The 26,342-nt window shown below is 61.6% G+C and carries 25 protein-coding genes; 13 read left to right on the top strand and 12 right to left on the bottom strand.

All coding sequences use genetic code 11. The annotated features are described in order from the left end of the window. The first annotated feature begins 5 nt into the window (after positions 1 to 5). The 5 genes from KGB28_RS19265 (at position 6) to KGB28_RS19245 (ending at position 4,000) form a co-directional block, all read left to right on the top strand. Positions 6 to 965, top strand: coding sequence for a YVTN family beta-propeller repeat protein (locus tag KGB28_RS19265; RefSeq protein WP_223447124.1), 960 nt, complete (start codon positions 6 to 8; stop codon positions 963 to 965). Continuing rightward, the gene (locus KGB28_RS19260; RefSeq protein WP_223447122.1) at positions 962 to 1,693 is read left to right on the top strand and encodes an ABC transporter ATP-binding protein; all 732 of its coding nucleotides are present in this window, start codon (positions 962 to 964) and stop codon (positions 1,691 to 1,693) included. Before KGB28_RS19265 ends, KGB28_RS19260 begins: the two co-directional genes overlap by 4 nt. Further along, positions 1,690 to 2,481: an ABC transporter permease gene (locus KGB28_RS19255; RefSeq protein ID WP_223447120.1), complete on the top strand. Its 792-nt coding sequence runs from the start codon at positions 1,690 to 1,692 to the stop codon at positions 2,479 to 2,481. The genes KGB28_RS19260 and KGB28_RS19255 overlap by 4 nt, the downstream gene beginning before the upstream one ends. Before the next feature lie 239 nt (positions 2,482 to 2,720). Further along, the gene (locus KGB28_RS19250) at positions 2,721 to 3,278 is read left to right on the top strand and encodes a PQQ-dependent catabolism-associated CXXCW motif protein (RefSeq protein WP_223447119.1); all 558 of its coding nucleotides are present in this window, start codon (positions 2,721 to 2,723) and stop codon (positions 3,276 to 3,278) included. 56 nt (positions 3,279 to 3,334) lie between these two features. Continuing rightward, positions 3,335 to 4,000, top strand: coding sequence for a response regulator transcription factor (locus KGB28_RS19245; protein WP_223447117.1), 666 nt, complete (start codon positions 3,335 to 3,337; stop codon positions 3,998 to 4,000). Between the two features lie 94 nt (positions 4,001 to 4,094). Here the strand turns inward: KGB28_RS19245 and KGB28_RS19240 are convergent, their stop codons facing one another. The 7 genes from KGB28_RS19240 to KGB28_RS19210 form a co-directional block, all read right to left on the bottom strand. After that, positions 4,095 to 5,042 carry an IS110 family transposase gene (locus KGB28_RS19240; protein WP_223447115.1) on the bottom strand — a complete coding sequence of 316 codons (948 nt, stop codon included), beginning with the start codon at positions 5,040 to 5,042 and terminating at the stop codon, positions 4,095 to 4,097. Positions 5,043 to 5,290: 248 nt separating this feature from the next. Next, positions 5,291 to 7,924, bottom strand: a complete 2,634-nt coding sequence (nahK, locus tag KGB28_RS19235) for a hybrid sensor histidine kinase/response regulator NahK/ErcS' (RefSeq protein ID WP_223447113.1) — start codon at positions 7,922 to 7,924, stop codon at positions 5,291 to 5,293. Beyond that, positions 7,854 to 9,011: a nitric oxide-sensing protein NosP gene (gene nosP, locus KGB28_RS19230; protein WP_223447112.1), complete on the bottom strand. Its 1,158-nt coding sequence runs from the start codon at positions 9,009 to 9,011 to the stop codon at positions 7,854 to 7,856. Before nosP ends, nahK begins: the two co-directional genes overlap by 71 nt. Before the next feature lie 154 nt (positions 9,012 to 9,165). Next, positions 9,166 to 10,350 (bottom strand): porin, encoded by a 1,185-nt coding sequence (locus KGB28_RS19225; protein WP_223447110.1) that lies wholly within the window; start codon positions 10,348 to 10,350, stop codon positions 9,166 to 9,168. Between the two features lie 209 nt (positions 10,351 to 10,559). Further along, entirely contained in the window at positions 10,560 to 11,366 is an 807-nt protein-coding gene (locus tag KGB28_RS19220) for a sulfite exporter TauE/SafE family protein (RefSeq protein WP_223447108.1), read from the bottom strand. 9 nt (positions 11,367 to 11,375) lie between these two features. Next, entirely contained in the window at positions 11,376 to 12,614 is a 1,239-nt protein-coding gene (locus KGB28_RS19215; RefSeq protein WP_223447107.1) for an FAD/NAD(P)-binding oxidoreductase, read from the bottom strand. 169 nt (positions 12,615 to 12,783) lie between these two features. Next, complete coding sequence (locus KGB28_RS19210; protein ID WP_007976596.1) at positions 12,784 to 13,125, bottom strand: ArsR/SmtB family transcription factor; 342 nt, start codon at positions 13,123 to 13,125, stop codon at positions 12,784 to 12,786. Between the two features lie 118 nt (positions 13,126 to 13,243). Between KGB28_RS19210 and KGB28_RS19205 the strand changes: the two genes are divergently transcribed. After that, positions 13,244 to 14,107, top strand: a complete 864-nt coding sequence (locus KGB28_RS19205; protein WP_223447105.1) for an MBL fold metallo-hydrolase — start codon at positions 13,244 to 13,246, stop codon at positions 14,105 to 14,107. A gap of 9 nt (positions 14,108 to 14,116) precedes the next feature. On the opposite strand, the gene bkdR is transcribed toward KGB28_RS19205, so the two are convergent. Next, a complete protein-coding gene (bkdR, locus tag KGB28_RS19200) occupies positions 14,117 to 14,605 on the bottom strand; it encodes a Bkd operon transcriptional regulator BkdR (RefSeq protein ID WP_007976593.1) in 489 nt (162 codons plus the stop codon). 185 nt (positions 14,606 to 14,790) lie between these two features. On the opposite strand from bkdR, the gene KGB28_RS19195 reads away from it, so the two are divergent. From KGB28_RS19195 to KGB28_RS19175, 5 genes are all read left to right on the top strand, one after another. Next, a complete protein-coding gene (locus KGB28_RS19195; RefSeq protein WP_056727828.1) occupies positions 14,791 to 16,026 on the top strand; it encodes a 3-methyl-2-oxobutanoate dehydrogenase (2-methylpropanoyl-transferring) subunit alpha in 1,236 nt (411 codons plus the stop codon). A gap of 1 nt (position 16,027) precedes the next feature. Further along, positions 16,028 to 17,086 carry an alpha-ketoacid dehydrogenase subunit beta gene (locus tag KGB28_RS19190; RefSeq protein WP_015095444.1) on the top strand — a complete coding sequence of 353 codons (1,059 nt, stop codon included), beginning with the start codon at positions 16,028 to 16,030 and terminating at the stop codon, positions 17,084 to 17,086. Beyond that, complete coding sequence (locus tag KGB28_RS19185; RefSeq protein ID WP_223447103.1) at positions 17,087 to 18,361, top strand: dihydrolipoamide acetyltransferase family protein; 1,275 nt, start codon at positions 17,087 to 17,089, stop codon at positions 18,359 to 18,361. A gap of 3 nt (positions 18,362 to 18,364) precedes the next feature. Beyond that, complete coding sequence (gene lpdA, locus KGB28_RS19180) at positions 18,365 to 19,747, top strand: dihydrolipoyl dehydrogenase (RefSeq protein WP_223447101.1); 1,383 nt, start codon at positions 18,365 to 18,367, stop codon at positions 19,745 to 19,747. Between the two features lie 271 nt (positions 19,748 to 20,018). After that, positions 20,019 to 21,038 (top strand): branched-chain amino acid aminotransferase, encoded by a 1,020-nt coding sequence (locus KGB28_RS19175; protein WP_008052737.1) that lies wholly within the window; start codon positions 20,019 to 20,021, stop codon positions 21,036 to 21,038. Between the two features lie 296 nt (positions 21,039 to 21,334). On the opposite strand, the gene KGB28_RS19165 is transcribed toward KGB28_RS19175, so the two are convergent. Beyond that, positions 21,335 to 22,108, bottom strand: coding sequence for an ArsR/SmtB family transcription factor (locus KGB28_RS19165; protein WP_223447099.1), 774 nt, complete (start codon positions 22,106 to 22,108; stop codon positions 21,335 to 21,337). Positions 22,109 to 22,187: 79 nt separating this feature from the next. Between KGB28_RS19165 and KGB28_RS19160 the strand changes: the two genes are divergently transcribed. Next, the gene (locus KGB28_RS19160; RefSeq protein WP_223447097.1) at positions 22,188 to 23,297 is read left to right on the top strand and encodes a cytochrome P450; all 1,110 of its coding nucleotides are present in this window, start codon (positions 22,188 to 22,190) and stop codon (positions 23,295 to 23,297) included. An 11-nt stretch (positions 23,298 to 23,308) separates the two neighbouring features. On the opposite strand, the gene dmeF is transcribed toward KGB28_RS19160, so the two are convergent. The 3 genes from dmeF to KGB28_RS19145 all read right to left on the bottom strand — a co-directional run bounded on the left by dmeF (position 23,309) and on the right by KGB28_RS19145 (position 25,024). After that, positions 23,309 to 24,241, bottom strand: coding sequence for a CDF family Co(II)/Ni(II) efflux transporter DmeF (gene dmeF, locus KGB28_RS19155; RefSeq protein WP_223447095.1), 933 nt, complete (start codon positions 24,239 to 24,241; stop codon positions 23,309 to 23,311). Between the two features lie 13 nt (positions 24,242 to 24,254). After that, on the bottom strand, positions 24,255 to 24,530 hold the full coding sequence (locus tag KGB28_RS19150) for a metal/formaldehyde-sensitive transcriptional repressor (protein ID WP_108215964.1): 276 nt from the start codon (positions 24,528 to 24,530) through the stop codon (positions 24,255 to 24,257). Between the two features lie 155 nt (positions 24,531 to 24,685). Beyond that, positions 24,686 to 25,024 (bottom strand): FKBP-type peptidyl-prolyl cis-trans isomerase, encoded by a 339-nt coding sequence (locus KGB28_RS19145; RefSeq protein WP_223447093.1) that lies wholly within the window; start codon positions 25,022 to 25,024, stop codon positions 24,686 to 24,688. Positions 25,025 to 25,196: 172 nt separating this feature from the next. On the opposite strand from KGB28_RS19145, the gene KGB28_RS19140 reads away from it, so the two are divergent. Then, positions 25,197 to 26,267: a sensor domain-containing diguanylate cyclase gene (locus KGB28_RS19140; protein WP_223447091.1), complete on the top strand. Its 1,071-nt coding sequence runs from the start codon at positions 25,197 to 25,199 to the stop codon at positions 26,265 to 26,267. Positions 26,268 to 26,342: the final 75 nt, after the last annotated feature.

Raw genomic sequence — 26,342 nt, 5'->3', positions numbered from 1 at the left:
CCGCCATGCGCCGCACCCTGCTCTCTTGCACCTTGCTGCTCGCCGCTGGCCATGCCGTTGCCAGCACTGCCTGGGTCTCCAACGAAAAGGACAACAGCCTGAGCCTGATCGACCTGCAGACCCTGCAAGTCACCGACACCCTGCCCGTCGGCCAGCGCCCCCGCGGCCTGCTGCTGTCCCATGACAACAAGCTGCTGTACATCTGCGCCAGTGACTCGGACCGGGTCCAGGTGATGGACGTGGCCACGCGCAAGATCATCAAGGAACTGCCCTCGGGCAAGGACCCCGAGCAATTCGCCCTGCACCCGAACAATCGCTGGTTGTACGTCTCCAACGAAGACGATGCGCTGGTCACGGTGATCGACACCGAGACCTCCAAGGTACTCGGCCAGATCGAAGTCGGTGTCGAACCCGAGGGCATGGCCGTCAGCCCTGACGGCAAGTGGGCGGTCAACACCAGCGAAACCACCAACATGCTGCACTGGATCGACACCAGCACCCAGACCCTGGCCGACAGCACCCTGGTGGACCAGCGCCCGCGCTTCGTCGAGTTCTCCCCCGATGGCGCCCGGCTCTGGGCCTCGGCGGAAATCGGCGGTACCGTGACCATTCTCGATGTGGCCAGCCGCACCGTGCTCAAGACCCTGAACTTCCAGATCAAGGGCGTGCACCCGGACAAGGTCCAGCCGGTGGGCATCAAGCTCAGCGCCGATGGCAAGTACGGCTTCGTCGCCCTCGGCCCGGCCAATCATGTGGCGGTGATCGATGCCAAGACCTTCGAGATTCTCGATTACCTGCTGGTGGGTCGACGGGTCTGGCAGATGGCGTTCACCCCGGATCAGAAGCAATTGCTGGTCACCAACGGCGTCAGCGGCGATGTCTCGGTGATCGATGTCGACAGTCTCAGGGTCAGCAAATCGGTGAAAGTCGGACGCTACCCTTGGGGCGTGGTGGTGACACCATGAACGCCCTTGAAGTCAGCGACCTGAGCTTTGCCTACGGCGCTCGAGAGGCCTTGCGCAAGGTGAGCTTCAGCCTGGAACCCGGGCGTTTCGCCGCGCTGCTGGGACCCAACGGCGCGGGCAAGTCGACCCTGATTGCCCTGCTGACCCGGCTCTATGATCTGCAGCACGGCGAGATCCGCGTCGGTGGCTGCTCATTGCGCAGCGCGGCACGCCCGGCGCTCAAGCAGTTGGGTGTGGTGTTCCAGCAAAGCACCCTGGACCTGGACCTCAGCGTTGAGCAGAACCTGCGTTATCACGCCGCATTGCATGGCCTGTCCCGGCGTCAGACCGACCTTCGGGTCGACGCCGAACTGGCCCGCCAGGCCCTGACCGACCGCCGCCGCGAACGGGTGCGTGAACTCAATGGCGGCCATCGACGCCGGGTGGAAATTGCCCGCGCCCTGCTGCACGAGCCGCGTCTGTTGCTGCTCGATGAAGCCAGTGTCGGCCTCGACCCGGCGAGTCGCCTGGCGCTCAACCAGCACATCCGCAGCCTGTGTCGCGAAGAGCGCATCAGCGTGCTCTGGACCACCCACCTGCTCGATGAAGTACAGCCCAGCGATGACTTGCTGATCCTGCATCAAGGCCGGCTGGTAGCCAGCGGACAGGCCGATGCCCTGAGCCTGGAACACGGCGGTGACCTCGGTTCGGCCTTCACCCGCCTGACAACATCAGGAGCTGCCCAATGAACGCTTACTGGCAATGCTTTAGCGGTATCGTGCTGCGCGAATGGCTGCGCTTTGTACTGCAACGCACGCGGTTTCTCAGCGCCCTGGTGCGGCCGCTGCTGTGGCTGCTGGTGTTCGCCACCGGTTTTCGCGCAGCGCTGGGGATCGCGATCATCGAACCCTACGACACCTACATTCCCTATGAGGTCTACATCATTCCCGGGCTGGCCTGCATGATCCTGCTGTTCAACGGCATGCAGGGCTCACTGTCGATGGTCTACGACCGCGAGATGGGCAGCATGCGCGTGCTGCTGACCAGCCCCCTGCCCCGAACCTTTCTGCTGTGCAGCAAGCTGGTGGCCACCTCACTGATTTCGTTGTTGCAGGTGTATGCATTCCTGGCGATTGCCTGGGTCTACGGCGTGCAGCCACCGGCGATGGGCCTGTTGCTGGCGTTGCCGGCCCTGCTGCTGGTGGCGTTGATGCTCAGCGCACTGGGTCTTTTGCTGTCGAACGCGATCCGCCAGCTGGAGAACTTTGCCGGGGTGATGAATTTCGTGATCTTCCCGCTGTTTTTCCTGTCATCGGCGCTGTATCCGCTGTGGAAGATGCGCGAGGCCAGCGAGTGGCTGTATTGGCTGTGCGCGGTGAATCCGTTCACCCATGCGGTGGAGCTTGTGCGTTTTGCCCTGTATGAACGCTTCAATCCGCTGGCACTGGCGGTGTGCACGGGGCTGACGCTGCTGTTTGCGTTGCTCGCCGTGCTGACCTTCAACCCGCAGCATGCGGCCTTGCGCAAATCCAGCTGACAACACAATCCCAATGTGGGAGCGGCGGTGCGACGATTCGACTTGCTCGCGAAGGCGTTGTGTCAGTCAACTCATTTATTGGATGTGACGCCCCCTTCGCGAGCAAGCCCGCTCCCACAGTTGATCTTCATTGAACAGGGTGAAATTACTACTTTAGTACTGGTTTCCCTGTCTATCGTCGCATTCCCAACGCCCCCCGACTGGCATGTAATAGGTCCATAACTATAAGGACTGAACCCATGCCACGTGCCCGACGTTGCCTGTTGCGCCCTGCTCTCGCCGCCCTGTCCCTGGGCCTGCTGCTGAGCACCGCGCAGGCCGACACTGCGCTGTTCTCCGCCGATGGCTATCGCATCGGCCTGTACCGCAGCCCGACGCCCGACCAGCTGCAAGGCGCAACCATCGTCGACACCCGCGCCCTGCAAACCCTGCTCGGCCAAACCCCGCGCCCGGTGCTGATCGACGTCTACCGCCGTCAGTGGCTGCAAGGGCAATTCATCGAAGACCAGCCCCATGAAAACCTGCCCGGCAGCCATTGGCTGGCCAATACCGGGGACGGCGACCTGACGCCGCAATGGCAGGACTATTTCGCCGCCAACCTGAAAAAGCTGACCGCCGGCGACCCGACGCAACCGCTGGTCTTCTATTGCCGCTCCGACTGCTGGTTGAGCTGGAATGCGGTCAAGCGCGCAGCCACCATGGGCTATAAGACTCTGTATTGGTATCGCGATGGCCTGGACGCCTGGCAAGCGGCCAATCTGCCGGTTTCGCCAGCCCGGCCCGAACCCTTTCCCTGAGCTTTACGCGTGCGTGTTGTTGCCACACCATAATCAAAATAATGAGGTGAAAGGCCATGTACAAAATTCTGATTGCCGACGATCACCCACTGTTTCGCGAAGCCATCCACAACGTCATCAGCGACGGTTTTGCCGGCAGCGAAGTGATGGAAACCGCCGACCTGGACAGCGCCCTGGCCCTGACCCAGGAACACGACGACCTGGACCTGATCCTGCTCGACCTGAACATGCCCGGCATGCACGGGCTCAATGGCCTGATCAACCTGCGTAACGAAGCGCCGACCATTCCGGTGGTGATTGTCTCCGCCGAGCAAGACAAACAGATCGTGCTGCAAGCCATCACCTACGGCGCGGTGGGTTTCATCACCAAGTCGTCACCCCGCACCCAGATGACCGATGCGATCCAGCAGATTCTCAATGGCAACGTCTACCTGCCGCCGGACATCATCCGCACTGCCAAAGGCAGCACCCACCGGCGGATGAACGACACCCCGAGCTTCCCGCCCGAACTGCTCCAGGCCCTGACCCGCAAGCAGCTGCAGGTGCTGGAACGCATGACCAAGGGCGAATCGAACAAGCAGATCGCCTATACCCTGGAAATCGCCGAGACCACGGTCAAGGCCCACGTGTCGGCGATCCTGCGCAAGCTCAACGTGCACAACCGGGTGCAGGCGATCCTGAGTGCCGGGGATATTGATTTCGGGTCTTATTTGCGGCGTTGAGTCAGTAAGACCGCGGCGCCCCTTTCGCGAGCAAGCCCGCTCCCACAAGGACAGCGATGTACCTGTGGGAGATTCTATGGTTGAGGGGAAGCCCTCAACCTGCTTTCGGTTGGTATTCACCTTGCCCTTTCAGCAGTGCAAATACGACCCGCGCAAGCTTGCGGGCCAAGATCACCAAGGCCTGCGTTGTACTGAAACCCCGAGCTCTTTGCTCCTCGTAAAACCCTTTCCAGGAAGGAGTGCGGCTGGCGGACATGGCTGCGTTGTGCAGAAGTCGGCGAGCTTCCGGATCTCCGCGCTTGGTCAGGCTTCGACGGCCATCCTTTTGCCCTGACTTCGATACCCGCAAATCCATCCCCAGAAATGCGATAAATGCATCCGCATTTCTGAAGTCGCCTCGCTGAAACGCCGCAATCAACCGTGCGCCTGTCAAAAAACCAATGCCTTCAACTTTCATGCAGCGCTTCAACTGGGCGAGTAAACCGGCCTCGTTCAGATGATCATTGATCATCTTCTCGACCAGTGTTTCAAGCCTGCGCATGGATGCCAGTTGCTCGGCAAATGCGGTTTTAAGCAGGGGTTCATTCGCCCAGCTCTGCACCAGACCGACTCGCGCCTGAACCAGCGCCGCGCGGCGGCGGAAAAGACTCAGTAGGCGACGATACAGTGGGGATGGCGGGATCCAGGGGTGGAGTTCTTCGTATTCATTTTTCAGATAACGAGCGAGCAGTTTGGCGTCCAACGCATCAGTTTTGGCCCGAATCTTCACGCCTTTGCGGTAATGACTCAACTCGTAGCCGCCGACCATGTAGATAGTGCAGCCAGCCTCATGGGCCAGATCGGCGAACTCCAAGTGATAGATGTTGGTCGATTCGATGGCCAGATCAACCGGTGCCAGCAAGGCTTTCAGCCATTTTTTGATGGCTGTCTTGTCATTGGTAATGGTCTCGAGAAGATCCAGTTCAGCCTGATAGATCACCAGTTCATTCTTGGCGACATCCACACCTACGATCGGCTTTACGACAGAAACCGCCATTGCCATTGAAATTCCTCCGGGATAAGGTTTTGAGCACTTGAAGGGCTCACCCAGAGGCGCAGGCTTGTTCCTATCGTCGGTCCTAGCCAGATGCATTCTTTATCGGCGCTTGGGCGAAAGGAGGAGGGGCGAAATCTCCCACGGATCTGTACTGCGCCAACAGTCAGAATCGGGCTTTGTCCCTCCTCCTCCCTTCAAGTCCCAGCATACAAGCGGGCTTGCTCGCGAAGAGGCCCGTGAGCGCACCAGAAAACTCAAGGCCTGCCGAGTAGATGACTCATCGCCGTCTTCAGCTTCATCGGCCGCACCGGCTTGTGCATCAGGGTGTGGCCCAGTTCGCGGATCTGCTGCTTGAGTTCATTGCTGTAGTTGGCCGTGATCATCATTGCCGGGATCGGTGACGCGCGCCGGGCATTGATCCGGGCTACGGCGTCGACACCGTTGCGATCATTGTCCAGATGGTAATCGGCGATCAGCAGATCCGCCTCGGCGTGATAGTTGTCCACTTGCCGCGCCAGGTCCTCCTCCGACAGTGCCGTCACCACCCGACACCCCCACTCCTCGAGCAAGGTGCGCATGCCGGCACAGATGGTCGCGTCGTTGTCCAGCACCCATATCCGCGCACCCCGCAGGCGCTCGAGCATCGGCTCGCTCATCTGCAACGTCGGCGGTGGTGTCGGCGCGGTGGCGCTCAAGGGTACTTCGACCGAGAACATCGAGCCCCGGCCCGGCCACGAGCGCACATGGATCGGATGCCCGAGGATGCCGGCAATTTTCTCGACGATCGCCAGGCCCAGACCCAAACCGCGATCCTGATCGGGCCGCTGCACATCACCGCGCTTGAACTCCTGGAAAATCTCTTCCAGGCGATGCTCGGCAATGCCCATGCCGCTGTCCCAGACTTCGATCGTCAGGCACTGATGATGCCGCCGGCAACCGAGCACCACGCGACCGCTGTAGGTATAACGAATCGCATTGCTCAGCAGATTGCGCAGAATCCGCGCCAGCAACTGGATGTCGCTGCGCACCAGCGCCGAACAGCCGATGAAGTGCAGTTGCAGGCCTTCACTGCGCGCCACCTGGGTGTATTCGGCGGCCAGGTTGTCCAGCAGTTCACTGAGGGCGAACGGTGCAATGTCGGCCTTGATCACCCCCGCATCGAGCTTGGAAATATCCACCAGGGTGCCGAGCAGGTTCTCCACGTCTTCCAGGGAATTGCTCACGTTGCGCACCAGAATCTCGCTGGACATCGGCTCACGCCGTTCCAGCAAGGCACTGGTAAACAGTCGCGCGGCATTCAACGGTTGCAGCAGGTCGTGGCTGACGGCGGCGAGGAACTTGGTTTTCGACAGGTTGGCCTGCTCGGCTTCCTGCTTGGCTTCGCGCAAGCGTGACTCGACCAGGCGACGCTCATCGATCTCGCGCAGCAGCTGGTCGTTGAGGGTGGTCAATTCCGCCGTGCGCTCGCGTACCCGCAGCTCCAGGTTCTGATACGCCTGATGCAGCGCCTCGGCGGTGCGGCGGCGTTCGGTGATGTCGCGGATCAGCACGAAAATCCCCACCACCTCGCCACTGGCCAGACGGTTGGGCACATAGGAGCGCAGCATGTAGCGCTCCTGGTTGTTGACGTTGGTTTCGGCGAACTCGAAGGTCACGCTCTCGCCGGCCAGTGCCCTGGCCACATAGGACTCCAGCCGCTGGTAATGCTGTTCGCTGTGCACTTCGCGCAGGCTCTGGCCGAGCATCACGCCGCGGGGCCAGCAGTACCATTCTTCGTAGACCTTGTTGGTGAACTCGTAGACCAGGTCGGCATTGAGGTAGGCAATCAATGCAGGAACGTGATCGGTGATCAGGCGGATCCAGTGTTCGCTTTCGCTCAGCGCTTCGGCGTGCTGGTAGCGTTCGGTAATGTCGGTGAAGGTGTTGACGAAACCGCCGGTGGGCAACGGATGGGTGCGGATTTCCAGGACCCGGCCATCGTACAGGCGCTGCTCGCATTCGCGGACCGGTCGCCCATTGCCATCGCGACTGGCCGGGGTCAGCAGGTTCAACTCGCTGTCGGCGATCACTTCGGCAAACGGGCGATGGGCCGCCACCGGCGCCAGCCCGCTCAACTCCAGGAAACGCCGGTTCCACAATTCCAGGATGCCCTCGGCGCTGACCATCGCCACCCCTTGGGACAGGTTGTCGACCGCCCGTTGCAACAGGTGCGACTTCTGCGCCACCGCCTGCTCACGGCGCATGGTTTCGCTGAGTTTGACGTCGGTAATGTCGGTGAACAGGATCACCCGCCCGCCTTCCTGGGTCGGCCGCTCGCTGACCTGCAGCCAGCGCCCGTTCTGCAGGCGGTACAGCAGGTTTTCGTCCGCATGCCCGCGTGGTTCTTCGGTGAACAGGCCATTGTTCAGCATCAGCCGCTTGACCTCGGTCAGGCGCATGCCGGCGTTGATCCGCACCCGACTGTTGCGCCAGAACGCCTTGAAGCGACTGTTGAACAGCACGATGCGCTGCTCGGCGTCGAACAGCACGAAGGCGTCGGAAATGCTTTCGATGGCATCGATCAGGTGTTGATGCGCCGTTTCCGCGCGCAGGCGGGCTTCGCTGAGCAAATGATTGCCGGCCTTGAGTTCGGCCATGGCCTGGTTCAGGGCATCGGTGCGTTCGCGCACTTGTTCGGCCAGCACCACCGAATGCTGGAATGCCGCGTACGGATCGTTGCCGCGGGTTCCCCCGGACTCGACCCGTTCGATCAGCGCGCCATTGATGCGCTGCAGTTTATGGTTTTCCAGGCGCAGCCCGGCCAGTTCGGCCTGCAGCTCAGCGATGTCCTGGGGCACGGCCACGGGCAATGGCAACGCCGGTGAAGGTCTGGTTGATGTGCATGCCATTGAACTGTTCTCCATAGGTGTTGAAACCCATCACCCGTTGCTCACGCAAAAACGCGCCGATCTGATCAAGACTGCCGTCGTCTTCGAGTTCCAGACGCCGCAGGAAACAGTCGCAACCGATGGTCAGCAGCAAATCGCCCAGGCGTTCCTGCAACCCCTCGAACAGGCTCTGCAGGTTCGGCAGCATCGGCCCCGGGGTCATGGCGGTAAGGACGATGCCGTTTTCCACAGCGCAGTAGAAACTCAGGCTCAGGTCCGGATGCACCTGCTGGATGGCCCGCACGTAGTACTGCTGGTTGATCCGCACCGCCAACGGGTGCGCGGCGAAGACCCGGTGATCGAGCTGCGCCACCGGCACGCCGATGTGCCGGGCGTACTCCTCGGCAGCCGGCTCGGCATTGAGTTCGAAGACCCGGCGCAAGGTGCTGTCGGCCCCGGTGACCACCAGCTTCTCGGCGCGCGGCAGCACGTGGTGGGTGGTGAACACTTCGAAATCCAGCCAGGTATTGACCAGTACCACCACGGCCGCGCCGCTGTGGAACTCGCCATCGAAGTACACATGGGTATGGGTCAGATAGTTGTCATCGCCGGCCGAACCGCCGAAATGCGGAATGTCGCCCAGTGCCGCGCTCAAGGCCGCCAGGACCATTTCTTCGCGGCTGGACAGGCCATCGAGCAGGGTCAGGGCAAAGCTGTTGCCCTTGATCGGCGCCAGGGTGTTGCTGCGACAGCCACTGACCAGGCGCTCGACCATTTGCTGGGCGTCGATCAGGCTGAAGTGTTCCATCTGGTCGATCAGCTCGATCGCAATGGAAAAGTGCCGATGATCGAAACCCACCGCTGTCACGCAATTGCGCCCGTAGCCCAGCGGGGTGATTTCCCCGGCGCTGGTGCAGCCCGCCAGGCGAATGCCGCCGAAACTTTGCTGCAAGGCCTGGCCCAGCGCCTGCAAGTCGTACTCGGCGGAACAGAAGAACAGCACGAACCCCAGGTGCGGGTGCAACAACTGGCGGGCCAGTTCCTGCGCGACCTGCCGGGCATCGGTGGCCTGGGACATTGCACTGACGACGCCTTCGCTCTGCTGCATCCTTACCTCCCGCAGGTGCGTGTGTATGAGGCACGAGTGTACGAAGTCCGTGGGGGGCGACGAATGCTACTTGGGTAGCGGGTAGCCGCTTCGATGGGATGAGACGGGTGGCGACCCTCGCCGCGATGCGCACGGCCAGGGCCACCTCCCGGGGTTACCAGGTCAGCACCGCACCCACTGCGAAGGTGTCGGTGTCTTCGTTCTGCTCGTCGGTGTCGTGGCCGTTGATTTCGAATTGGTTGTACTCGGCCACCAGCTTGAGGTTGTCGTTCACGTCATGGAACAAAGCGATACCGCGAGTCTCGTAGTCCGCGCCGCTGCCAACCACGCCGTTGCCATCGTCGTTGGTCTTGCCGTAGGACAAGGCCAGGCGGTTCTTGCCCAGTTTGTAGGAGCCCTGCATCAGGTAGCCGTCGCTGTCGACGTTGCGCAGGGTCGGCTCGCCAGCATTGTTGGTAAAAAACGGATTGATGCCCTTGGCCTGGAAGCCGGACCCGGTGAGGGACAAGCCGCCCATCTTCGCTTGCACGCCATAACCGACACCCTTGGAGGTGACGGTTTCGACTGTGGAGTCGGTGTTGTCCGAGGTCTGGTAGCTGCCGTTGACCCAGCTGTAGATCTTTGCCCCGGCCAGGTCGAACTGATAGGTGACTTCGCTCTCGGTACGCGGGTTTTCCTGATAGGCCTTGCCCGTCGGGCTGCTGTCGTTGGTGTCCACCGGGTCCATGATGCCGACCGCCACGCGCAGACCGTCCATCACCGGGGTGCGATAGGTGATCTGCGAGGTCGGGAACGGGTACGGGTAACCGGTACCGATGTTGCCGAACGACACCCCGCCGCCATCCACCAGCCCCAACGTATCGCTGACCTGGCCGTAACCGGCGAGCATTTCGTCGAGCAGGATGTTGGAACGGGCGAACAGCCCGAAATCCTTGCCGATCAGCACTTCGCCCCATTCCGGGTTGGCCACGGTGCCGAAGAACTGCCGCACATCGATGGCGGTGTCGGTGCCGTTGGTTTGGCTGTCGTTGATGGTGACCCAGAACGAGGCGCGGGCGCCGAGCTTGAGGTCGTCTACCTGCTTGCCCATGTTGAAGCCCAGGTAGTTGGGCAAGAAGCCCATCTTCACCCGCGACTGCCGACGGTCGAACTGCTCGCCGGCGCGGTCGACATCGCTGTTCACGTAGAAGGCGTTGATGTAGCCGTCGGTGGAGAACGTGGTCTGGTCCTTGTCGTACAGCATGATATCCGCCTCGGCCACCTGGCTCAGGCCAAGGGCAGACAGGCTGGCGATCAAGGCCGGCAGAAAACGATGCGTGACGTTCTTATTGTTGTGCATGGCGCGCTCCGAAACGGGGGACTAAGTGTCGGAGGCGATTATCGAAACCTGACCGGCGGCGCCATACGCTGCCTTGGGGGTGGTTTTCAGGTGCTTTGGATGAGCCGGCGGTGCGTGACCACTATGGCGTAAGACCGCTGGTCGGCGAGGCCCGCCACTTAGGGTGTAGGCCTGTGGACCCGAGTGGAGTCCACAGGAACCGGTTCCGGCTAGGCGTTGGCCCTGAATAGCATGTAGGCGGCGACCACGACGCAGATGCTGGCGAACCCGACCTGCAACGCCCGCGCCGGCACCCGGGCGCAGAGCTTGCGGCCGATGATCATGCCGACGATGCTGGAGACGATGAAGGCAATGCCCGAATCGTCGATGCGCACCCCGGCATGGAAGGCGCCGATCACGCCGATGGCCGAAATCAGGCTGATCACCATCAGCGACGTGGCAACGATCCCGCGCATCTGCACGTCAGTCAGTTGCTTGAAGGCCGGGACAATCAGAAAACCGCCGCCCACCCCCAGCAATCCCGAGACCACGCCGGTTACTGCACCGAGCGCGGCGAGGGTCGCGGTGCATTTGGCGGTCCAGGAAAAGCGCCCGGTCTGTTGATCGAGCATGCAGTTCTTCTGGCCCCAGTTGGCCTGACCGTGATCGCTGGGGCCCTCGTCCTTGCGCTCGCGGCGCAACATCCGCGCGGACACCACGACCATCAGCAGGCTGAACAGGATCATCAGGATTTTTTCCGGCAACTGATGGGCAAAATAGATGCCCACCGGCGAAAACACCGCGCCTAATGCCGCGATCAGCAGCGCCGCGCGATAACGCACCAGGCCATGGCGCAAACCATCGATGGCGCCGACCGCTGCCGCACTGCCCACCGCAAACAACGCCACCGGAGCGGCCTGGGTCATGCTCCAGCCCAACCCCAACACCAGGGCCGGGACTGCAAGGATACCGCCACCGGCGCCGGTCAAGCCGAGCACCAACCCCATCACTACACCAAACAGACTTGCCAGCAACATAGGAAGTTCTCAGTCCACCCTGGACACACGTGTCAGCCACTCGCGGCCCTTGAGCATACCGTTCCAGTAGAACCACGGTAGCAGTGTCGCCTTCAGCCACCACGCCGAGCGGCGCGGGGTCGTCGGGTCAAGGGGAAAGGTCGGCAGCAACTTGCCCGCGTACCCGAACTCGGCAAGGATCACCTTGCCCTTCTCCACCGTCAGCGGACAGGAGCCATAGCCGTCGTACTTCAGCGGCTGTTGCTTGCGCAAGGCCAGCAGGTTTTCGGCCACCACCACGATCTGCTTGCGCACCGCCGCGGCGGTTTTTGCATTGGTGGTGCCGCAGATATCACCCAGCGCGAAGACGCCGGGATAACGCGGATGCTGCAAGCTGTGGGGATCGACCTCGCACCAGCCAGCGCTGTCGGCCAGCGGGCTGCGTGCGACGAAATCCGGGGCCACCTGAGGCGGAACGACATGCAGCAGGTCAAAGGTCTTTGCCTGGCGGGTGACATTGCCATCGGCATCCCTGACGTCGAACCACGCGGTTTTCGCCGGGCCGTCGACCTTGACCAGGTTGGAGTTGAAGGCCAACCGGGCTTTGTACTTCTCGATGTACTTCATCAGCGGCGGGACAAAGGTCGCCACACCGAACAGCGCCGCGCCCGCCAGATTGAATTCGACGTCGATGCTGTCCAGCACACCGGTCTTGCGCCAGTGATCGCAGGACAGGTACAGCGCCTTTTGTGGCGCGCCGGCACATTTGATCGGCATGGCCGGCTGGGTGAACAGCACCTTGCCGCCACGCAATTTCTGCACCTGGTCCCAGGTGTAGGTCGCGTGCCGATAGCTGTAATTGGAGGTCACGCCGTGCTGGCCGAGGGTGTCCTCCAGGCCTTCGATTTTTTCCCAGGCCAGGCGCAGGCCGGGGCAGACCACCAGGTTTTGATAGCTGACCGTGCGCGCGTCACCGAGGGTGAGCTGGCGCTTGTCGGGATCGATGCCCGTCACGGCAGCCTGCAGCCATTGGGCTCCGCGCGGCATCACCGACGCCATCGGCCGCACGGTGTTCTCCACGTTGTAGGCACCGCCGCCGACCAGCGTCCAGGCCGGTTGATAGTAGTGCCGGGAGTCGGGTTCGATCACGGTGATGTTCAGATGCGGGCTACGCTTGAGCAGGCTGGCGACCAAGCCGATACCCGCCGTGCCGCCGCCGATGACCACGATATCTGCACTGATGGATGGGCCCCAGTGTTGATCGTTCATTGCTTGTTCCTTTTGCTGCACGCAAGGAGATTGTCAGTCGAAACGCAAATCCCAATGTGGGAGCGGGCTTGCTCGCGAAAGCGGTGGGTCAGCCAATGACGGTGTCGACTGACACTACGTCTTCGCGAGCAAGCCCGCTCCCACATTATTGAGTTGTGCTGGTTTGCATTCAGGGTTGAACCCAGCTTTTAAGCACCGCCCCGCAATAAAGCCCGGAGAGGGTTTTCATCACCTGGATCACCTCGTGACTGGCGAGACCGTAAAAAATGTACTTGCCTTCACGACGGGTGGCGACCAGTCCTTCATCGCGCAGGATCCCCAATTGCTGGGACAGGGTCGGTTGGCGCACGCCGGTCATTTTTTCCAGCTCGCCTACGTTGCGTTCGCCCTGGGTCAACTGGCACAGGATCAACAGGCGATCCTCATTGGCCAGGGCCTTGAGCAGCGCACATGCCTTGGAGGCCGAGGCGCGCAATTGGGCGACTTCACATTCGGTCAGACTGGATTGCATTTGCAGGATGCCTTCAACGTCACTTAAGCTGCGAACATTATGTCTTTATATAAAGTGTTGCAACCCATGGCTGACTTTCCGTCGTCCGACTTTTCTACCCCTGCACAGGTTCGTATACATGCCCGCGCTGATTGAAGCTTTCCTCGACCCCGCCTCCTCGACCTACAGCTACGTGGTCTACGAGGCTGATGGCGGGCAGTGTGCGATTGTCGATCCGGTGCTCGACTACGACGCAGCCGCCGGGCGTACCGCGACCACCCAGGCCGACAAAATCATCGCCTTCGTCCGCGCCCGTCACTTGCAAGTGCAATGGTTGTTGGAAACCCACGCCCATGCCGATCACCTGTCCGCCGCGCCGTATCTGCGCGAGGTGCTTGGCGGCAAGATCGCCATTGGCGAGTCGATCAGCAAGGTCCAGGACGTGTTCAAGGCGCTGTTCAATCTGGAGCCATCCTTTCGCATCGACGGTTCCCAGTTCGACCACCTGTTCGCCCCCAACGAATCGTTCATGATCGGCAACCTCAAGGCGAGCGCCCTGCACGTGCCCGGCCATACCCCGGCGGACATGGCCTACCTGATCGGCAACGATGTGATCCTGGTCGGCGATACACTGTTCATGCCGGACGTGGGCACCGCGCGCTGCGACTTTCCCGGCGGCAATGCCAACCAGATGTACGCCTCGATCCACAAGCTGCTGGCCTTCCCCGCCGACGTGCGACTCTACATCTGCCACGATTATCCGCCCGAGGGCCGCGCGCCCCAATGCATGACCACGGTGGGCGAACAGCGCAAAAGCAACATCCACGTGCGCGACGGCATCGACGAAGCCGCCTTCGTCGACATGCGCACCCGGCGTGATGCCGGGCTGGGCATGCCGACGCTGCTATTGCCGGCGATTCAAGTCAATGTGCGGGCGGGGGAACTGCCGCCGGCAGAGGACAATGGCGTGACTTACCTGAAGATTCCGCTTAACAAATTTTAAGATCGACGTTTAATTCCCCAAGGTCAGCCCATTCGCCGGCAATGGCAGCGCGGTTTTATAGCGCACCTGCTTGAGCGCAAAGCTCGACCGGATGTTCGCCACCCCCGGCACCTTGGTCAGAAAGTCCATCATGAAGCGCTCCAGCGACTGGATGGTCGGCACCAGCACCCGGATCAGATAGTCCGGGTCGCCGGCCATCAGGTAGCACTCCATCACTTCGGGGCGATCGGAAATCGCCTCTTCGAAATGCTGCAACGCCTCCTCCACCTGTTTCTCCAGGCTGACGTGAATGAACACGTTCACATGCAGCCCCAGCAGGTCGGCATCCAGCAACGTCACTTGCTCGCGAATCACCCCCAGTTCTTCCATGGCCTTGACCCGGTTGAAACACGGGGTCGGCGACAGGTTCACCGAACGCGCGAGGTCGGCGTTGGTGATGCGCGCGTTCTCCTGAAGGCTATTGAGAATGCCGATATCGGTACGGTCCAGTTTGCGCATGAGACAAAACCACCTGTTTTTTGTGTTTATGCAGGTTTTTTATCTGCAAATGATCTTCAGCGCAACGAAACAGAGAGAAATATTCTTCTTGGCCGGGCCTATGATTGTTGTAGGACAAGATTTCTTCTACCGAACGAAATCTGTCAGCTCACTACAAGAAATTCACAAGATCGAGCGTAGAAGCCATGACCCAAGCGTATGAACCGCTGCGCCTGCACGTCCCCGAACCCTCGGGCCGTCCCGGCTGTAAAACCGACTTCTCCTACCTGCACCTGACCGATGCCGGCACGGTGCGCAAACCCCAAATCGACGTTGAGCCGGCTGACACGGCTGACCTGGCCCGTGGCCTGATTCGCGTGCTCGACGACCAGGGCAACGCCCTCGGTCCCTGGGCCGAAGGCGTCTCCAGCGAGATCCTGCGCAAGGGCATGCGTGCCATGCTCAAGACCCGCATCTACGACAACCGCATGGTGGTCGCCCAGCGTCAGAAAAAGATGTCGTTCTACATGCAGAGCCTTGGCGAAGAAGCCATCGGCAGCGCCCAGGCCCTGGCGTTGAATATCGACGACATGTGCTTCCCGACCTACCGCCAGCAAAGCATCCTGATGGCCCGCGACGTGCCGCTGGTCGGCCTGATCTGCCAGCTGCTGTCCAACGAGCGCGATCCGCTCAAGGGCCGTCAGTTGCCAATCATGTACTCGGTCAAGGAGTCCGGTTTCTTCACCATCTCCGGCAACCTCGCCACCCAGTTCATCCAGGGAGTGGGCTGGGGCATGGCCTCGGCGATCAAGGGCGACACCAAAATCGCTTCGGCGTGGATCGGCGACGGCGCCACCGCCGAGTCGGACTTCCACACCGCCCTGACCTTCGCCCACGTGTACCGCGCGCCGGTGATCCTCAACGTGGTCAACAACCAGTGGGCGATCTCCACCTTCCAGGCGATTGCCGGTGGTGAAGCGACCACCTTCGCCGGTCGCGGCGTCGGTTGCGGCATTGCCTCCCTGCGGGTCGATGGCAACGATTTCTACGCGGTCTACGCCGCCTCGGCCTGGGCCGCCGAACGTGCGCGCCGCGGCCTCGGCCCGACCATGATCGAATGGGTCACCTACCGCGCCGGCCCGCACTCGACCTCCGATGATCCGTCGAAATACCGTCCCGCCGATGACTGGAGCCACTTCCCGCTGGGTGATCCGATTGCGCGCCTCAAGCAGCACCTGATCAAGACCGGTCACTGGTCCGAAGAAGAACACGCCGCCGTCAGCGCCGAGCTGGAAGCCGAAGTGATCGCCGCACAGAAAGAAGCCGAACAGTACGGCACCCTCGCCGGCGGCCAGATTCCGAGCGCCGCGACCATGTTCGAAGACGTCTACAAAGAGATGCCGGAGCACTTGAAGCGCCAGCGCCAAGAGTTGGGGATCTGACATGAACGATCACAACAACAATATCGAGCTGGAAACCGCCATGACCACGACCACCATGACCATGATCCAGGCCCTGCGCTCGGCCATGGATGTGATGCTTGAGCGTGATGACAACGTCGTGGTCTTTGGCCAGGACGTGGGCTATTTCGGTGGCGTGTTCCGCTGCACCGAAGGCCTGCAGAACAAGTACGGCACCTCCCGGGTGTTCGACGCGCCGATCTCCGAAAGCGGCATCGTCGGTGTCGCCGTGGGCATGGGCGCCTACGGTCTGCGTCCGGTAGCCGAGATCCAGTTCGCCGACTACGTGTACCCGGCCTCCGACCAGATCATTTCCGAAGCCGCCCGCCTGCGTTATCGCTCGGCTGGCGAGTTCACCGCGCCGATGACCCTGCGCATGCCATGTGGCGGCGGCATCTACGGCGGCCAGACCCACAGCCAGAGCATCGAGGCGATGTTCACCCAGGTCTGCGGTTTGCGCACGGTGATGCCGTCCAACCCGTACGACGCCAAGGGCCTGTTGATTGCCTCCATCGAAAACGATGACCCGGTGATCTTCCTCGAGCCAAAACGCCTGTACAACGGCCCGTTCGACGGCCACCACGACCGCCCGGTAACCCCGTGGTCGAAGCACCCCGCCGCGCAAGTACCGGACGGTTACTACACCGTACCGCTGGACGTCGCTGCGATCACCCGTCCGGGCAAGGACGTGACCGTGCTGACCTACGGCACCACCGTGTACGTGTCGCAAGTCGCTGCTGAAGAAAGCGGCGTCGACGCCGAAGTCATCGACCTGCGCAGCCTGTGGCCGCTGGACCTGGAAACCATCGTCAAATCGGTGAAAAAGACCGGCCGTTGCGTGGTGGTGCACGAAGCCACCCGCACCTGCGGTTTCGGCGCCGAACTGGTGTCGCTGGTGCAAGAGCATTGCTTCCACCACCTGGAAGCGCCGATCGAACGCGTCACCGGTTGGGACACCCCTTACCCGCACGCGCAAGAGTGGGCGTATTTCCCTGGCCCGTCCCGTGTGGGCGCGGCTTTGAAACGGGTCATGGAGGTCTGAATGGGCACGCACGTCATTAAAATGCCGGACATTGGTGAAGGCATTGCAGAAGTTGAATTGTCGGTATGGCACGTGAAGGTCGGCGACATGGTCGTCGAAGATCAGGTACTGGCCGATGTCATGACCGACAAGGCGATGGTCGATATCCCGTCGCCGGTGCATGGCAAGGTCATCGCCCTCGGTGGCCAGCCGGGCGAAGTCATGGCGGTCGGCAGTGTGCTGATCAGCATTGAAGTCGAAGGCGCGGGCAACGTTAAAGAGTCGGCGCAACCGGCACCTGTTAAAGAAGCGCCTGTGGCCGCACCTAAAGTTGAAGCCGTGGTGGAAAGCAAACCGGTCGCTGCCCCAGCGCCGAAAGCTACCGTCTGCCAGGGTCCGATGGTGGCTCGCGCAGCCGATGAACGCCCACTGGCCTCCCCGGCTGTGCGCAAGCATGCGCTGGACCTCGGTATTCAATTGCGCCTGGTGCGTGGCAGCGGCCCCGCCGGTCGCGTGCTGCATGAAGACCTCGACGCCTACCTGGCCCAGGGTCAGTCGAACGCTTCGGCACCGGTGGCGGCTGCTTACGCCCAACGTACCGATGAACAGCAGATCCCGGTGATCGGCATGCGCCGCAAGATTGCCCAGCGCATGCAGGACGCCACCCAGCGTGCCGCCCACTTCAGTTATGTCGAGGAAATCGACGTCACCGCCGTGGAAGAGCTGCGCGCGCACCTCAATGAAAAACACGGCGCGACCCGCGGCAAGCTGACTTTGCTGCCGTTCCTGGTCCGCGCCATGGTCGTCGCCCTGCGCGACTTTCCGCAGATGAACGCCCGCTACGACGACGAAGCCCAGGTCATCACCCGCCTCGGCGCGGTGCATGTGGGCGTCGCGACCCAGAGCGACGTTGGCCTGATGGTGCCGGTGGTGCGTCACGCCGAAGCCCGCAGCCTGTGGGACAGCGCAACGGAAATCGCTCGTCTGGCCAACGCCGCGCGCAACGGCAAGGCCAGCCGCGACGAGTTGTCCGGTTCGACCATCACCCTGACCAGCCTTGGCGCCTTGGGCGGCATCGTCAGCACGCCAGTGCTGAACCTGCCGGAAGTGGCGATTGTCGGCGTGAACAAGATCGTCGAACGGCCAATGGTGATCAAAGGCCAGATCGTGATCCGCAAGATGATGAACCTCTCCAGCTCCTTCGATCACCGCGTGGTCGACGGCATGGATGCGGCGCTCTTCATCCAGGCCATCCGTGGCCTGCTCGAACAACCCGCGACCTTGTTTGTGGAGTAAGGCATGCAGACCCTGAATACCACGCTGCTGATCATCGGCGGCGGTCCTGGCGGTTATGTAACGGCGATCCGTGCCGGTCAGCTGGGCATCCCGACCATTCTGGTGGAAGGCCAATCCCTGGGCGGCACCTGCCTGAACATCGGCTGCATTCCGTCCAAGGCACTGATTCACGTCGCCGAGCAGTTTCATCAGACGCAGCACCACCATCAGCTTTCGGCTCTGGGCATCAGCGTTTCGGCGCCTTCTCTCGATATCACCAAGAGCGTTGAGTGGAAGAACGGCATCGTCGATCGCCTGACCACCGGCGTTGCCGCGTTGCTGAAAAAGAACAAGGTCCAGGTCGTTCAAGGCTGGGCCAACGTGGTTGACGGTAAAACCGTGGAAGTCGGCGACACGCGCATCCAGTGCGAGCACCTGGTGCTGGCCACCGGTTCGAAAAGCGTGAACCTGCCGATGTTGCCGATTGGCGGGCCGATCATCTCCTCCACCGAAGCCTTGGCGCCGACATCCGTGCCCAAGCGCTTGATTGTGGTCGGCGGTGGCTACATCGGTCTGGAGCTGGGTATTGCCTATCGCAAGCTCGGCGCCGAGGTCAGCGTGGTGGAAGCGCAGGAACGCATCCTGCCGGCCTACGACGCCGAACTGACCCAGCCTGTGCACGACGAACTGAGAAAGCTCGGCGTGAAGCTTTACTTGAAGCATAGCATTCAAGGCTTTGATTCAAAAGATAATACCTTGCAAGTACTGGCCCCGAACGGCGCGACCCTGAACCTGGAAACCGATCAGGTGCTGGTGGCCGTCGGTCGCAAGCCGAACACCCTGGGCTGGAACTTCGAAGCGCTGAACCTGGACATGAACGGTTCGTCGATCAAGATCGACCACCGCTGCCAGACCAGCATGCGCAACGTGTATGCCATCGGTGACCTGAGCGGCGAACCGATGCTCGCGCACCGGGCCATGGCCCAGGGCGAGATGGTCGCCGAGCTGATCAGCGGTAAATCCCGCGAGTTCAACCCGACCGCCATCGCCGCCGTGTGCTTCACCGACCCGGAACTGGTGGTGGTCGGCAAGACCCCGGACGAGGCCAACGCCGCAGGTCTGGACTGCATCGTGTCGAGCTTCCCGTTCGCCGCCAATGGCCGGGCGATGACCCTGGAGTCGAAAAGCGGCTTCGTGCGGGTGGTCGCCCGTCGCGACAATCATCTGATTGTCGGCTGGCAGGCGGTGGGCGTAGGCGTGTCGGAGTTGTCCACGGCGTTCGCGCAGAGCCTGGAGATGGGCGCGCGGCTGGAAGACATCGGCGGCACCATCCATGCGCACCCGACGCTGGGTGAGGCGGTGCAGGAAGCGGCGTTGCGGGCGTTGGGGCATGCGTTGCATATGTGATTCAGGGCGATTGATGGCGGCTGTGATGGCCCCATCGCGAGCAAGCTCGCTCCCACAGGGGATTTGTGGTGTTTGCAGGATCTAATGGCAAACACAGATCGAATGTGGGAGCGGGCTTGCTCGCGAATTCTCAAGGTCAACGCGAATTATCTGCCGATCACCCGATAGTCTGGGCTGCGATTTAGCCCAAGAATGAAGTATTGTTGTCCCCATCCAAAAAACGTCAGAAGCCTTGAACCGTTTCGGCGGTTGTTCAGTGATAGAGGGTGTCATGGGTAACGAAAGCATCAATTGGGACAAGCTGGGTTTTGACTACATCAAGACCGACAAGCGCTATCTGTCGTACTTTCGCAATGGCGAGTGGGACAAAGGCACCCTGACCGAAGATAACGTGCTGCACATCAGCGAAGGCTCCACTGCCCTTCACTATGGCCAGCAATGCTTCGAAGGCATGAAGGCCTATCGTTGCAAGGACGGCTCGATCAACCTGTTCCGCCCGGACCAGAACGCCCTGCGCATGCAGCGCAGCTGCGCCCGCCTGCTGATGCCGCAGGTGGAAACCGAGCAGTTCATCGAAGCCTGCAAGGCAGTGGTCCGTGCCAACGAGCGTTTCATTCCGCCGTACGGCACCGGCGGCGCGCTGTACCTGCGTCCGTTCGTGATCGGCGTGGGTGACAACATCGGCGTGCGTACCGCCCCCGAGTTCATCTTCTCGATCTTCTGCATTCCGGTCGGCGCCTACTTCAAGGGCGGCCTGACCCCGCACAACTTCCAGATTTCCAGCTACGACCGCGCCGCCCCACAAGGCACCGGTGCCGCCAAGGTCGGTGGCAACTACGCCGCCAGCCTGATGCCGGGCTCCAAGGCCAAGAAAGCCCACTTCGCCGACGCCATCTACCTGGATCCGATGACCCACACCAAGATCGAGGAAGTCGGTTCGGCCAACTTCTTCGGGATCACCCACGACAACAAGTTCGTGACCCCGAACTCGCCATCGGTACTGCCGGGCATCACCCGTCTGTCGCTGATCGAGCTGGCCAAGACTCGTCTGGGCCTGGAAGTGATCGAAGGCGACGTGTTCATCGACAAGCTCTCCGACTTCAAGGAAGCCGGTGCTTGCGGTACTGCGGCGGTGATCACGCCGATTGGCGGCATCGACTACAACGACCACCTGCACGTGTTCCACAGCGAAACCGAAGTCGGCCCGGTCACCCAGAAGCTCTACAAAGAGCTGACCGGCGTGCAAACCGGTGACATCGAAGCGCCAGCGGGCTGGATCGTCAAGGTTTGACCTGACGCCAGACGCACAAAAGCCCCCCATCGGGAGACCGATGGGGGGCTTTTTGTTTGCATTGAACTGGCGGATCCACCCCCCCTGTGGGAGCGGGCTTGCTCGCGAAGGGGCCGTCAGATTCGACATCATCATTGCCTGACACACCGCTTTCGCGAGCAAGCCCGCTCCCACAGGGATTTTCAGTGTGCACAAGATCTGCGAACGACACAAAACCAGTGTGGGAGCGGGCTTGCTCCGGGCGGCGATCCGACGAAGGCAGTATGTCAGTCACCACAGAAACAACCGGAAAAATGCTATTGACCGTTAACGGATACACCCGGTGTGGTCGGAGCTGCTGTAAGCGGTGATCTTTTGCCGTTGCCTTCAACCAGCAGCGGCAACTCAATCCCGAACCGCCCTCCCATCTCCTTGCGCCCCAACGCCGTCAACGCCAACGCCCGACTGTCCAGATCCTGGGTCACCCACTTGCGCCTGAGCGCCGTTTGCAGCAACGCCGCGCCCAGCGACCCGCCCAGATGTGGCCGGCGCATGCTCCAGTCCAGGCACGGGCAGGCAAAACGGCGGCGCAAGGTGCTCAAGTCCTGCACTTCGATCCCGAGCCCTTGAAACATTGCCGTACCGCTGTCGCTCAAGCGATAGGCCTGTTCGTCGGTTTCTTCAAGCCAGCCCGCTTCAAGCATCCGGTCATGCAACAGCACCGCCAGGGTTCCCGCCATGTGGTCGTAGCAGGTGCGGGCAAACTGCAGGCGATCCGGGGTCCGCGCCTGGAACCTCGGCGCGGTGTTCTGGCCGATCACCATCAGTGCCTCCAGGGCCTGGGCCACGCGCTTGTCCGCCAGGCTGTAATAGCGGTGACGCCCCTGGACGTGCAGTCGCACCAGCGCCAGCTCCTTGAGTTTGGCCAGGTGGGCACTGGCGGTCGACGCGCTGACTTCGGCCACCGCCGCCAGTTCGGTGCTGGTGCGGGCGTGGCCGTCCATCAGCGAACAGAGGATTTTCGTCCGCGCCGGCTCAGCGATGGCTGCTGCCACCTGCGATACGCCGATGTCGTGTTGTTCCGCGCTCATATTTCGCTCCCGGACGAATCAATGCCCTTTCGGACTGGAGATAGTAGCAACACTTTCCAACAACAAAAGGCTGTGACCCATGGACCCGATCATCGCTGCGACCCATGCCGATCCCTATCCCTACTACGCACAACTGCGTGCCGAAGGTGGGCTGGCTTTTCATCCGGGACTGAACCTGTGGGTGGCCAGCAGCGCCCGGGCGGTGGCCGCCGTGCTGGCGCATCCCGATTGCCACGTGCGCCCCGCGCTGGAGCCAGTCCCCAAGGCAATTGCCGACGGCATGGCCGGCCAGGTGTTCGGTCAATTGATGCGCATGAATGAAGGTGAACGCCAGCGTTGCCCACGGTCGGCGATTGCGCCGGGGCTGGAGTTGATCGATGAGCGGGAAGTCGAGGCCCTGGTCAGCGCCCGATTGATTACCGCGGATGCCACTGGCCTGTACAACGCCATGTTTCGCGGACCGGTGTGCGTGGTGGCGGCGTTGCTGGGGTTCACCCCGGCCCAGGGCCGCGCCATCAGCGAACTGACGGCGGATTTCGTCGCCTGCCTGTCGCCCTTGAGTGACGCGGCACAATTGACTACCGCCCACAGTGCAGCCGAACAGTTGAGCGGTTATTTCATCGAATTGCTCGACGATCCGCACAACCACAGCGCTTTGCTGGCAGGCATCCGCCAACGTTTCGCATCCGGCGCGCCGCAAACCCTGATCGCCAACCTGATCGGCCTGTTCTCCCAGACCTTCGAGGCCACTGCCGGGCTGATCGGCAATGCCGTGCTGGCTTTGATTCAACAGCCGTCGTTGCGCAGCGAATCAACCCCTGTCGAAGACCTGCTGGCCGAAGTGCAGCGCTTCGACCCGCCGGTACAGAACACCCGCCGCTTCGTCGCCGCCCCCTGCGAGATTGACGGCGTGAGGCTGAACGCCACCGACATGATCCTGGTGCTGCTGGCCTCGGCCAATCACGACCCGCAGCTCAACGACAACCCCGACACCTTCCTGCTCGACCGCCCGAACCGGCGCAGCTTCACCTTTGGTGCGGGGCGCCATCAATGCCCGGGGCAACGACTGGCGTTATGCATTGCTGGCGCTACCGTCCGGCAAATTCTGGCGATGAAGCCGGCACTGGATCGCCTGACCTGGCATTACCGCCCATCCACGAATGGACGGATTGCGCTGTTCCGAGACTGACCGAAAACCGCTCAAGCCGTGCGGTATTCGACGGTCAGGTGAGACAGTTCATGGACCGGCGCCAGGCGTTCGCGAATGGTGTCGGCACTGACATTGGCCGCGGCCACAACGCTGACAATCGCGGCCCGCGCCTGGGGGCCAACCTGCCAGACATGCAGATCGCTGATGCGCACATCGTCCGATGACTCCAGCAGTTCACGGATTTCATCGGCAACGTGCTCATCCGTGACATCGAGCAACACCGCAGCGCTGTCACGCATCAATCCAACGGCCCATTTCGCGATCACGATAGCGCCCACTATGCCCATCACCGGGTCCAGCCACACCCACCCCAGATAGCTCCCGGCCAGCAATGCGGCAATCGCCAGCACCGAGGTCAAGGCGTCGGCCAGCACATGGACATAAGCCGAGCGCAGGTTGTTGTCGTGATGGTGATGATGGCCGTGGTCATGGCTGTGTCCGTGATCGTGGCCATGATGACCGCGGCCGCCCGCCAGTAAAAAGGCACTGGCGATGTTCACCGCCAGCCCCACCACCGCAATCACCGTCGCTTCGGTGAATGCCACGGTCGTCGGCTGAAACAGGCGATAGACGGATTCACCGGCAATGCCGATCGCCACCAGCCCCAACAACATGGCCGAGGCAAAACCGGCGAGATCCCCGACCTTGCCGGTACCGAAGCTGTAACGCGCGTTATTGGCATTGCGCCGTGCGAACCCATAGGCCGCCGCCGCGATGCCCAAGGCCCCGGCATGGGTGGCCATGTGAAAACCATCGGCCAGCAGCGCCATGGAACCGGTGATGTAACCGGCGGCAATTTCGCCAATCATCATCACGAACGTCAGCGCCACCACCCATAAGGTGCGTCGGGCGTTTTCATCATGGGATGCGCCGAGAAACACATGATCATGGGAAAAACGCGAAGCCTGGGGTGTGTGTGTCATGGATTTCAGGCCTCTATTTGGCGTAACGGCGAATGGCCAGCAACAAGTCTTCCACGCCCTGGGCGCGCTCTTCATCGCTCAGGCCTGGATGGGCCACGTGCTCGCGGGCATGGGCATCGATGAACTGCTCCAGCAGACCATTGACCGCACCACGGATGGCGGCGACCAGGTGCAGGGTCTTGGCGCAATCGGCATCGGACTCAAGCGCACGCTCCACGGCCTCCACCTGCCCGGCAATCCGTCTGACCCGCTTGATCAAGTCATCCTTGTGTTCGTGAATGTGCGACATACCTATACCCCCTACCCCTATATAACGCGCATGTTCGCCGATAGAGCGGAGCCTGGCAAGTGTTCACCGGTCCAGTGCCGATAGGACTCGTCCAGCAGTTCGATAGCCGTGGTGTATTCGTTGATTGGCGACATGGGCCTCCCGGGCAATCGCGGTCAATCATCCCGCGTCAGCACTTCCAGCAATTCAATTTCGAAGATCAGGTTCGAATTCGGCGTGATCTTGCCCATGGTGCGTTCGCCATAGGCCAGGTGCGCCGGCACCAGCAACTTGCGTTTGCCACCGACCCGCATGCCGATGATGCCCTGGTCCCAGCCCTTGATGACCCGCCCGGTGCCGATCACGCACTGGAAAGGTTTGCCACGGCTGTAGGAAGAATCGAATTCGCTGCCATCCTCCAGCCAGCCACGGTACTGGGTGGTGATCAGTGCGCCTTTGATGGCGGCTTTTCCGTCACCCACCTGTAGATCGATTACCTGAAGCTCGTCATTCATTGATTTCACTCGTATGCTCTCTCGCCCTCAAGGGCCTGACGGGCGCCGTTTTCCCAGATTTGCCCTCGATTGGCAACCATTGCCACCTCCCGCGCGACGTTTAAAGCTGTTTGCTGAACTAAAATAATCAACAAGTACCCGTACGGTTCACCGCCCTGATGGCCATCCCCGAATGATCCTGCTCTGGACCAGCCTCATCCTTGGTTCAACGACGCTCAGCCTGATCGTCGCGCTGGTCTGGCGCGAACGCTCGCTGCAAAAGCGACTGGCGGAATATCGCGCGCTCATCAACAACCTGTCCGAAAGCCAGAGCATCCACCAGGATGGCGACGCCGAACGCTTCAAACGCAGCCAGTACTTTGCCCGCATCGGCACCTGGGATTGGGATGTCGACACCGACCGGTTGTATTGGTCAGATGCCATTTTCGGCATGTTCGGCTTCAAGATCGGCGAAGTGACGCCCTCTTACGCCCTGTTCTGCTCCTGCGTGCATCCAGATGATCGGCCCAGGGTTCGGGCCGGCGAACTGCGTTGCCTGCAAACCGGTGAAAACCATGACGAGGAATACCGCGTGGTCTGGCCCGACGGAACGATCCGCTGGCTGCGCGAAACCGGCAACGTGGTCAAGAATGACCACGACGAAACGGTCAAGATGATGGGCGTGGTACGCGACATCACCGAAGAAAAGGCCTCGGCCAACTACCTCAAGCACCTGGCCCATTACGACCCGTTGACCGGCCTGCCCAATCGCCTGGTGCTCGAAGAGCGCCTGTCCGAAGCGCTGGAGCAGGCGCGCACCGGCGCCACGCGGGTGGCGCTGGTGTTTGTCGATCTCAATGGCTTCAAGGCCATCAACGACCGCTATGGTCATGCGGCCGGCGACCGCGTGCTGGTTACGACCGCCACGCGGCTCAAGCGCATTCTGCGTGGCACCGACACCGTCGCCCGGATCGGCGGCGACGAATTCGTGGTCATCCTCCAGGACCTGCCCCAAAGCAAAAGCCTGCAAGACGAAGCGCGCACCATCTGCCAGAAAATCTTCGTCGAACTCTCCCCGCCCGTCACCATCGGCAACGACCAGCGCCACATCGGCACCAGCCTCGGCGTCGCCGTGTTCCCCGATCATGCGCCGAGCATCGACCGCTTGCTGCACATTGCCGACCTGGCGATGTATGAGGCCAAGCGCAGCGGGAACAATCAGTATCGGCTGGGCACCGAGAGCGTGGTGCGGGCACATGGCTAGTAGCACTTCGTCAGAGGGTGCCCATCGCGAGCAGGCTCGCGCCCACAGTGATTTGTGCCGTACACAAAATTTGCG

It is taken from the genome of Pseudomonas sp. BF-R-19 (assembly GCF_019956445.1).
In the GTDB taxonomy this organism is placed as follows: domain Bacteria; phylum Pseudomonadota; class Gammaproteobacteria; order Pseudomonadales; family Pseudomonadaceae; genus Aquipseudomonas; species Aquipseudomonas fluorescens_BH.
Note: the sequence above shows the minus strand (reverse complement) of the source record. Positions and strands in the feature narration are given on the sequence as shown.

Coding starts and splice junctions, on each gene's coding strand:
- lpdA (WP_223447101.1), top strand. CDS start 18,365: ATGCAGACCCTGAATACCACGCTGCTGATCATCGGCGGCGGTCCTGGC.
- nahK (WP_223447113.1), bottom strand. CDS start 7,924: ATGGCATGCACATCAACCAGACCTTCACCGGCGTTGCCATTGCCCGTG.
- dmeF (WP_223447095.1), bottom strand. CDS start 24,241: ATGACACACACACCCCAGGCTTCGCGTTTTTCCCATGATCATGTGTTT.
- KGB28_RS19245 (WP_223447117.1), top strand. CDS start 3,335: ATGTACAAAATTCTGATTGCCGACGATCACCCACTGTTTCGCGAAGCC.
- KGB28_RS19140 (WP_223447091.1), top strand. CDS start 25,197: ATGATCCTGCTCTGGACCAGCCTCATCCTTGGTTCAACGACGCTCAGC.
- KGB28_RS19210 (WP_007976596.1), bottom strand. CDS start 13,125: ATGCAATCCAGTCTGACCGAATGTGAAGTCGCCCAATTGCGCGCCTCG.
- KGB28_RS19220 (WP_223447108.1), bottom strand. CDS start 11,366: ATGTTGCTGGCAAGTCTGTTTGGTGTAGTGATGGGGTTGGTGCTCGGC.
- KGB28_RS19150 (WP_108215964.1), bottom strand. CDS start 24,530: ATGTCGCACATTCACGAACACAAGGATGACTTGATCAAGCGGGTCAGA.
- KGB28_RS19190 (WP_015095444.1), top strand. CDS start 16,028: ATGAACGATCACAACAACAATATCGAGCTGGAAACCGCCATGACCACG.
- KGB28_RS19175 (WP_008052737.1), top strand. CDS start 20,019: ATGGGTAACGAAAGCATCAATTGGGACAAGCTGGGTTTTGACTACATC.
- nosP (WP_223447112.1), bottom strand. CDS start 9,011: ATGCAGCAGAGCGAAGGCGTCGTCAGTGCAATGTCCCAGGCCACCGAT.
- KGB28_RS19265 (WP_223447124.1), top strand. CDS start 6: ATGCGCCGCACCCTGCTCTCTTGCACCTTGCTGCTCGCCGCTGGCCAT.
- KGB28_RS19255 (WP_223447120.1), top strand. CDS start 1,690: ATGAACGCTTACTGGCAATGCTTTAGCGGTATCGTGCTGCGCGAATGG.
- KGB28_RS19250 (WP_223447119.1), top strand. CDS start 2,721: ATGCCACGTGCCCGACGTTGCCTGTTGCGCCCTGCTCTCGCCGCCCTG.
- KGB28_RS19160 (WP_223447097.1), top strand. CDS start 22,188: ATGGACCCGATCATCGCTGCGACCCATGCCGATCCCTATCCCTACTAC.
- KGB28_RS19225 (WP_223447110.1), bottom strand. CDS start 10,350: ATGCACAACAATAAGAACGTCACGCATCGTTTTCTGCCGGCCTTGATC.
- bkdR (WP_007976593.1), bottom strand. CDS start 14,605: ATGCGCAAACTGGACCGTACCGATATCGGCATTCTCAATAGCCTTCAG.
- KGB28_RS19195 (WP_056727828.1), top strand. CDS start 14,791: ATGACCCAAGCGTATGAACCGCTGCGCCTGCACGTCCCCGAACCCTCG.
- KGB28_RS19240 (WP_223447115.1), bottom strand. CDS start 5,042: ATGGCAATGGCGGTTTCTGTCGTAAAGCCGATCGTAGGTGTGGATGTC.
- KGB28_RS19185 (WP_223447103.1), top strand. CDS start 17,087: ATGGGCACGCACGTCATTAAAATGCCGGACATTGGTGAAGGCATTGCA.
- KGB28_RS19260 (WP_223447122.1), top strand. CDS start 962: ATGAACGCCCTTGAAGTCAGCGACCTGAGCTTTGCCTACGGCGCTCGA.
- KGB28_RS19165 (WP_223447099.1), bottom strand. CDS start 22,108: ATGAGCGCGGAACAACACGACATCGGCGTATCGCAGGTGGCAGCAGCC.
- KGB28_RS19145 (WP_223447093.1), bottom strand. CDS start 25,024: ATGAATGACGAGCTTCAGGTAATCGATCTACAGGTGGGTGACGGAAAA.
- KGB28_RS19205 (WP_223447105.1), top strand. CDS start 13,244: ATGCCCGCGCTGATTGAAGCTTTCCTCGACCCCGCCTCCTCGACCTAC.
- KGB28_RS19215 (WP_223447107.1), bottom strand. CDS start 12,614: ATGAACGATCAACACTGGGGCCCATCCATCAGTGCAGATATCGTGGTC.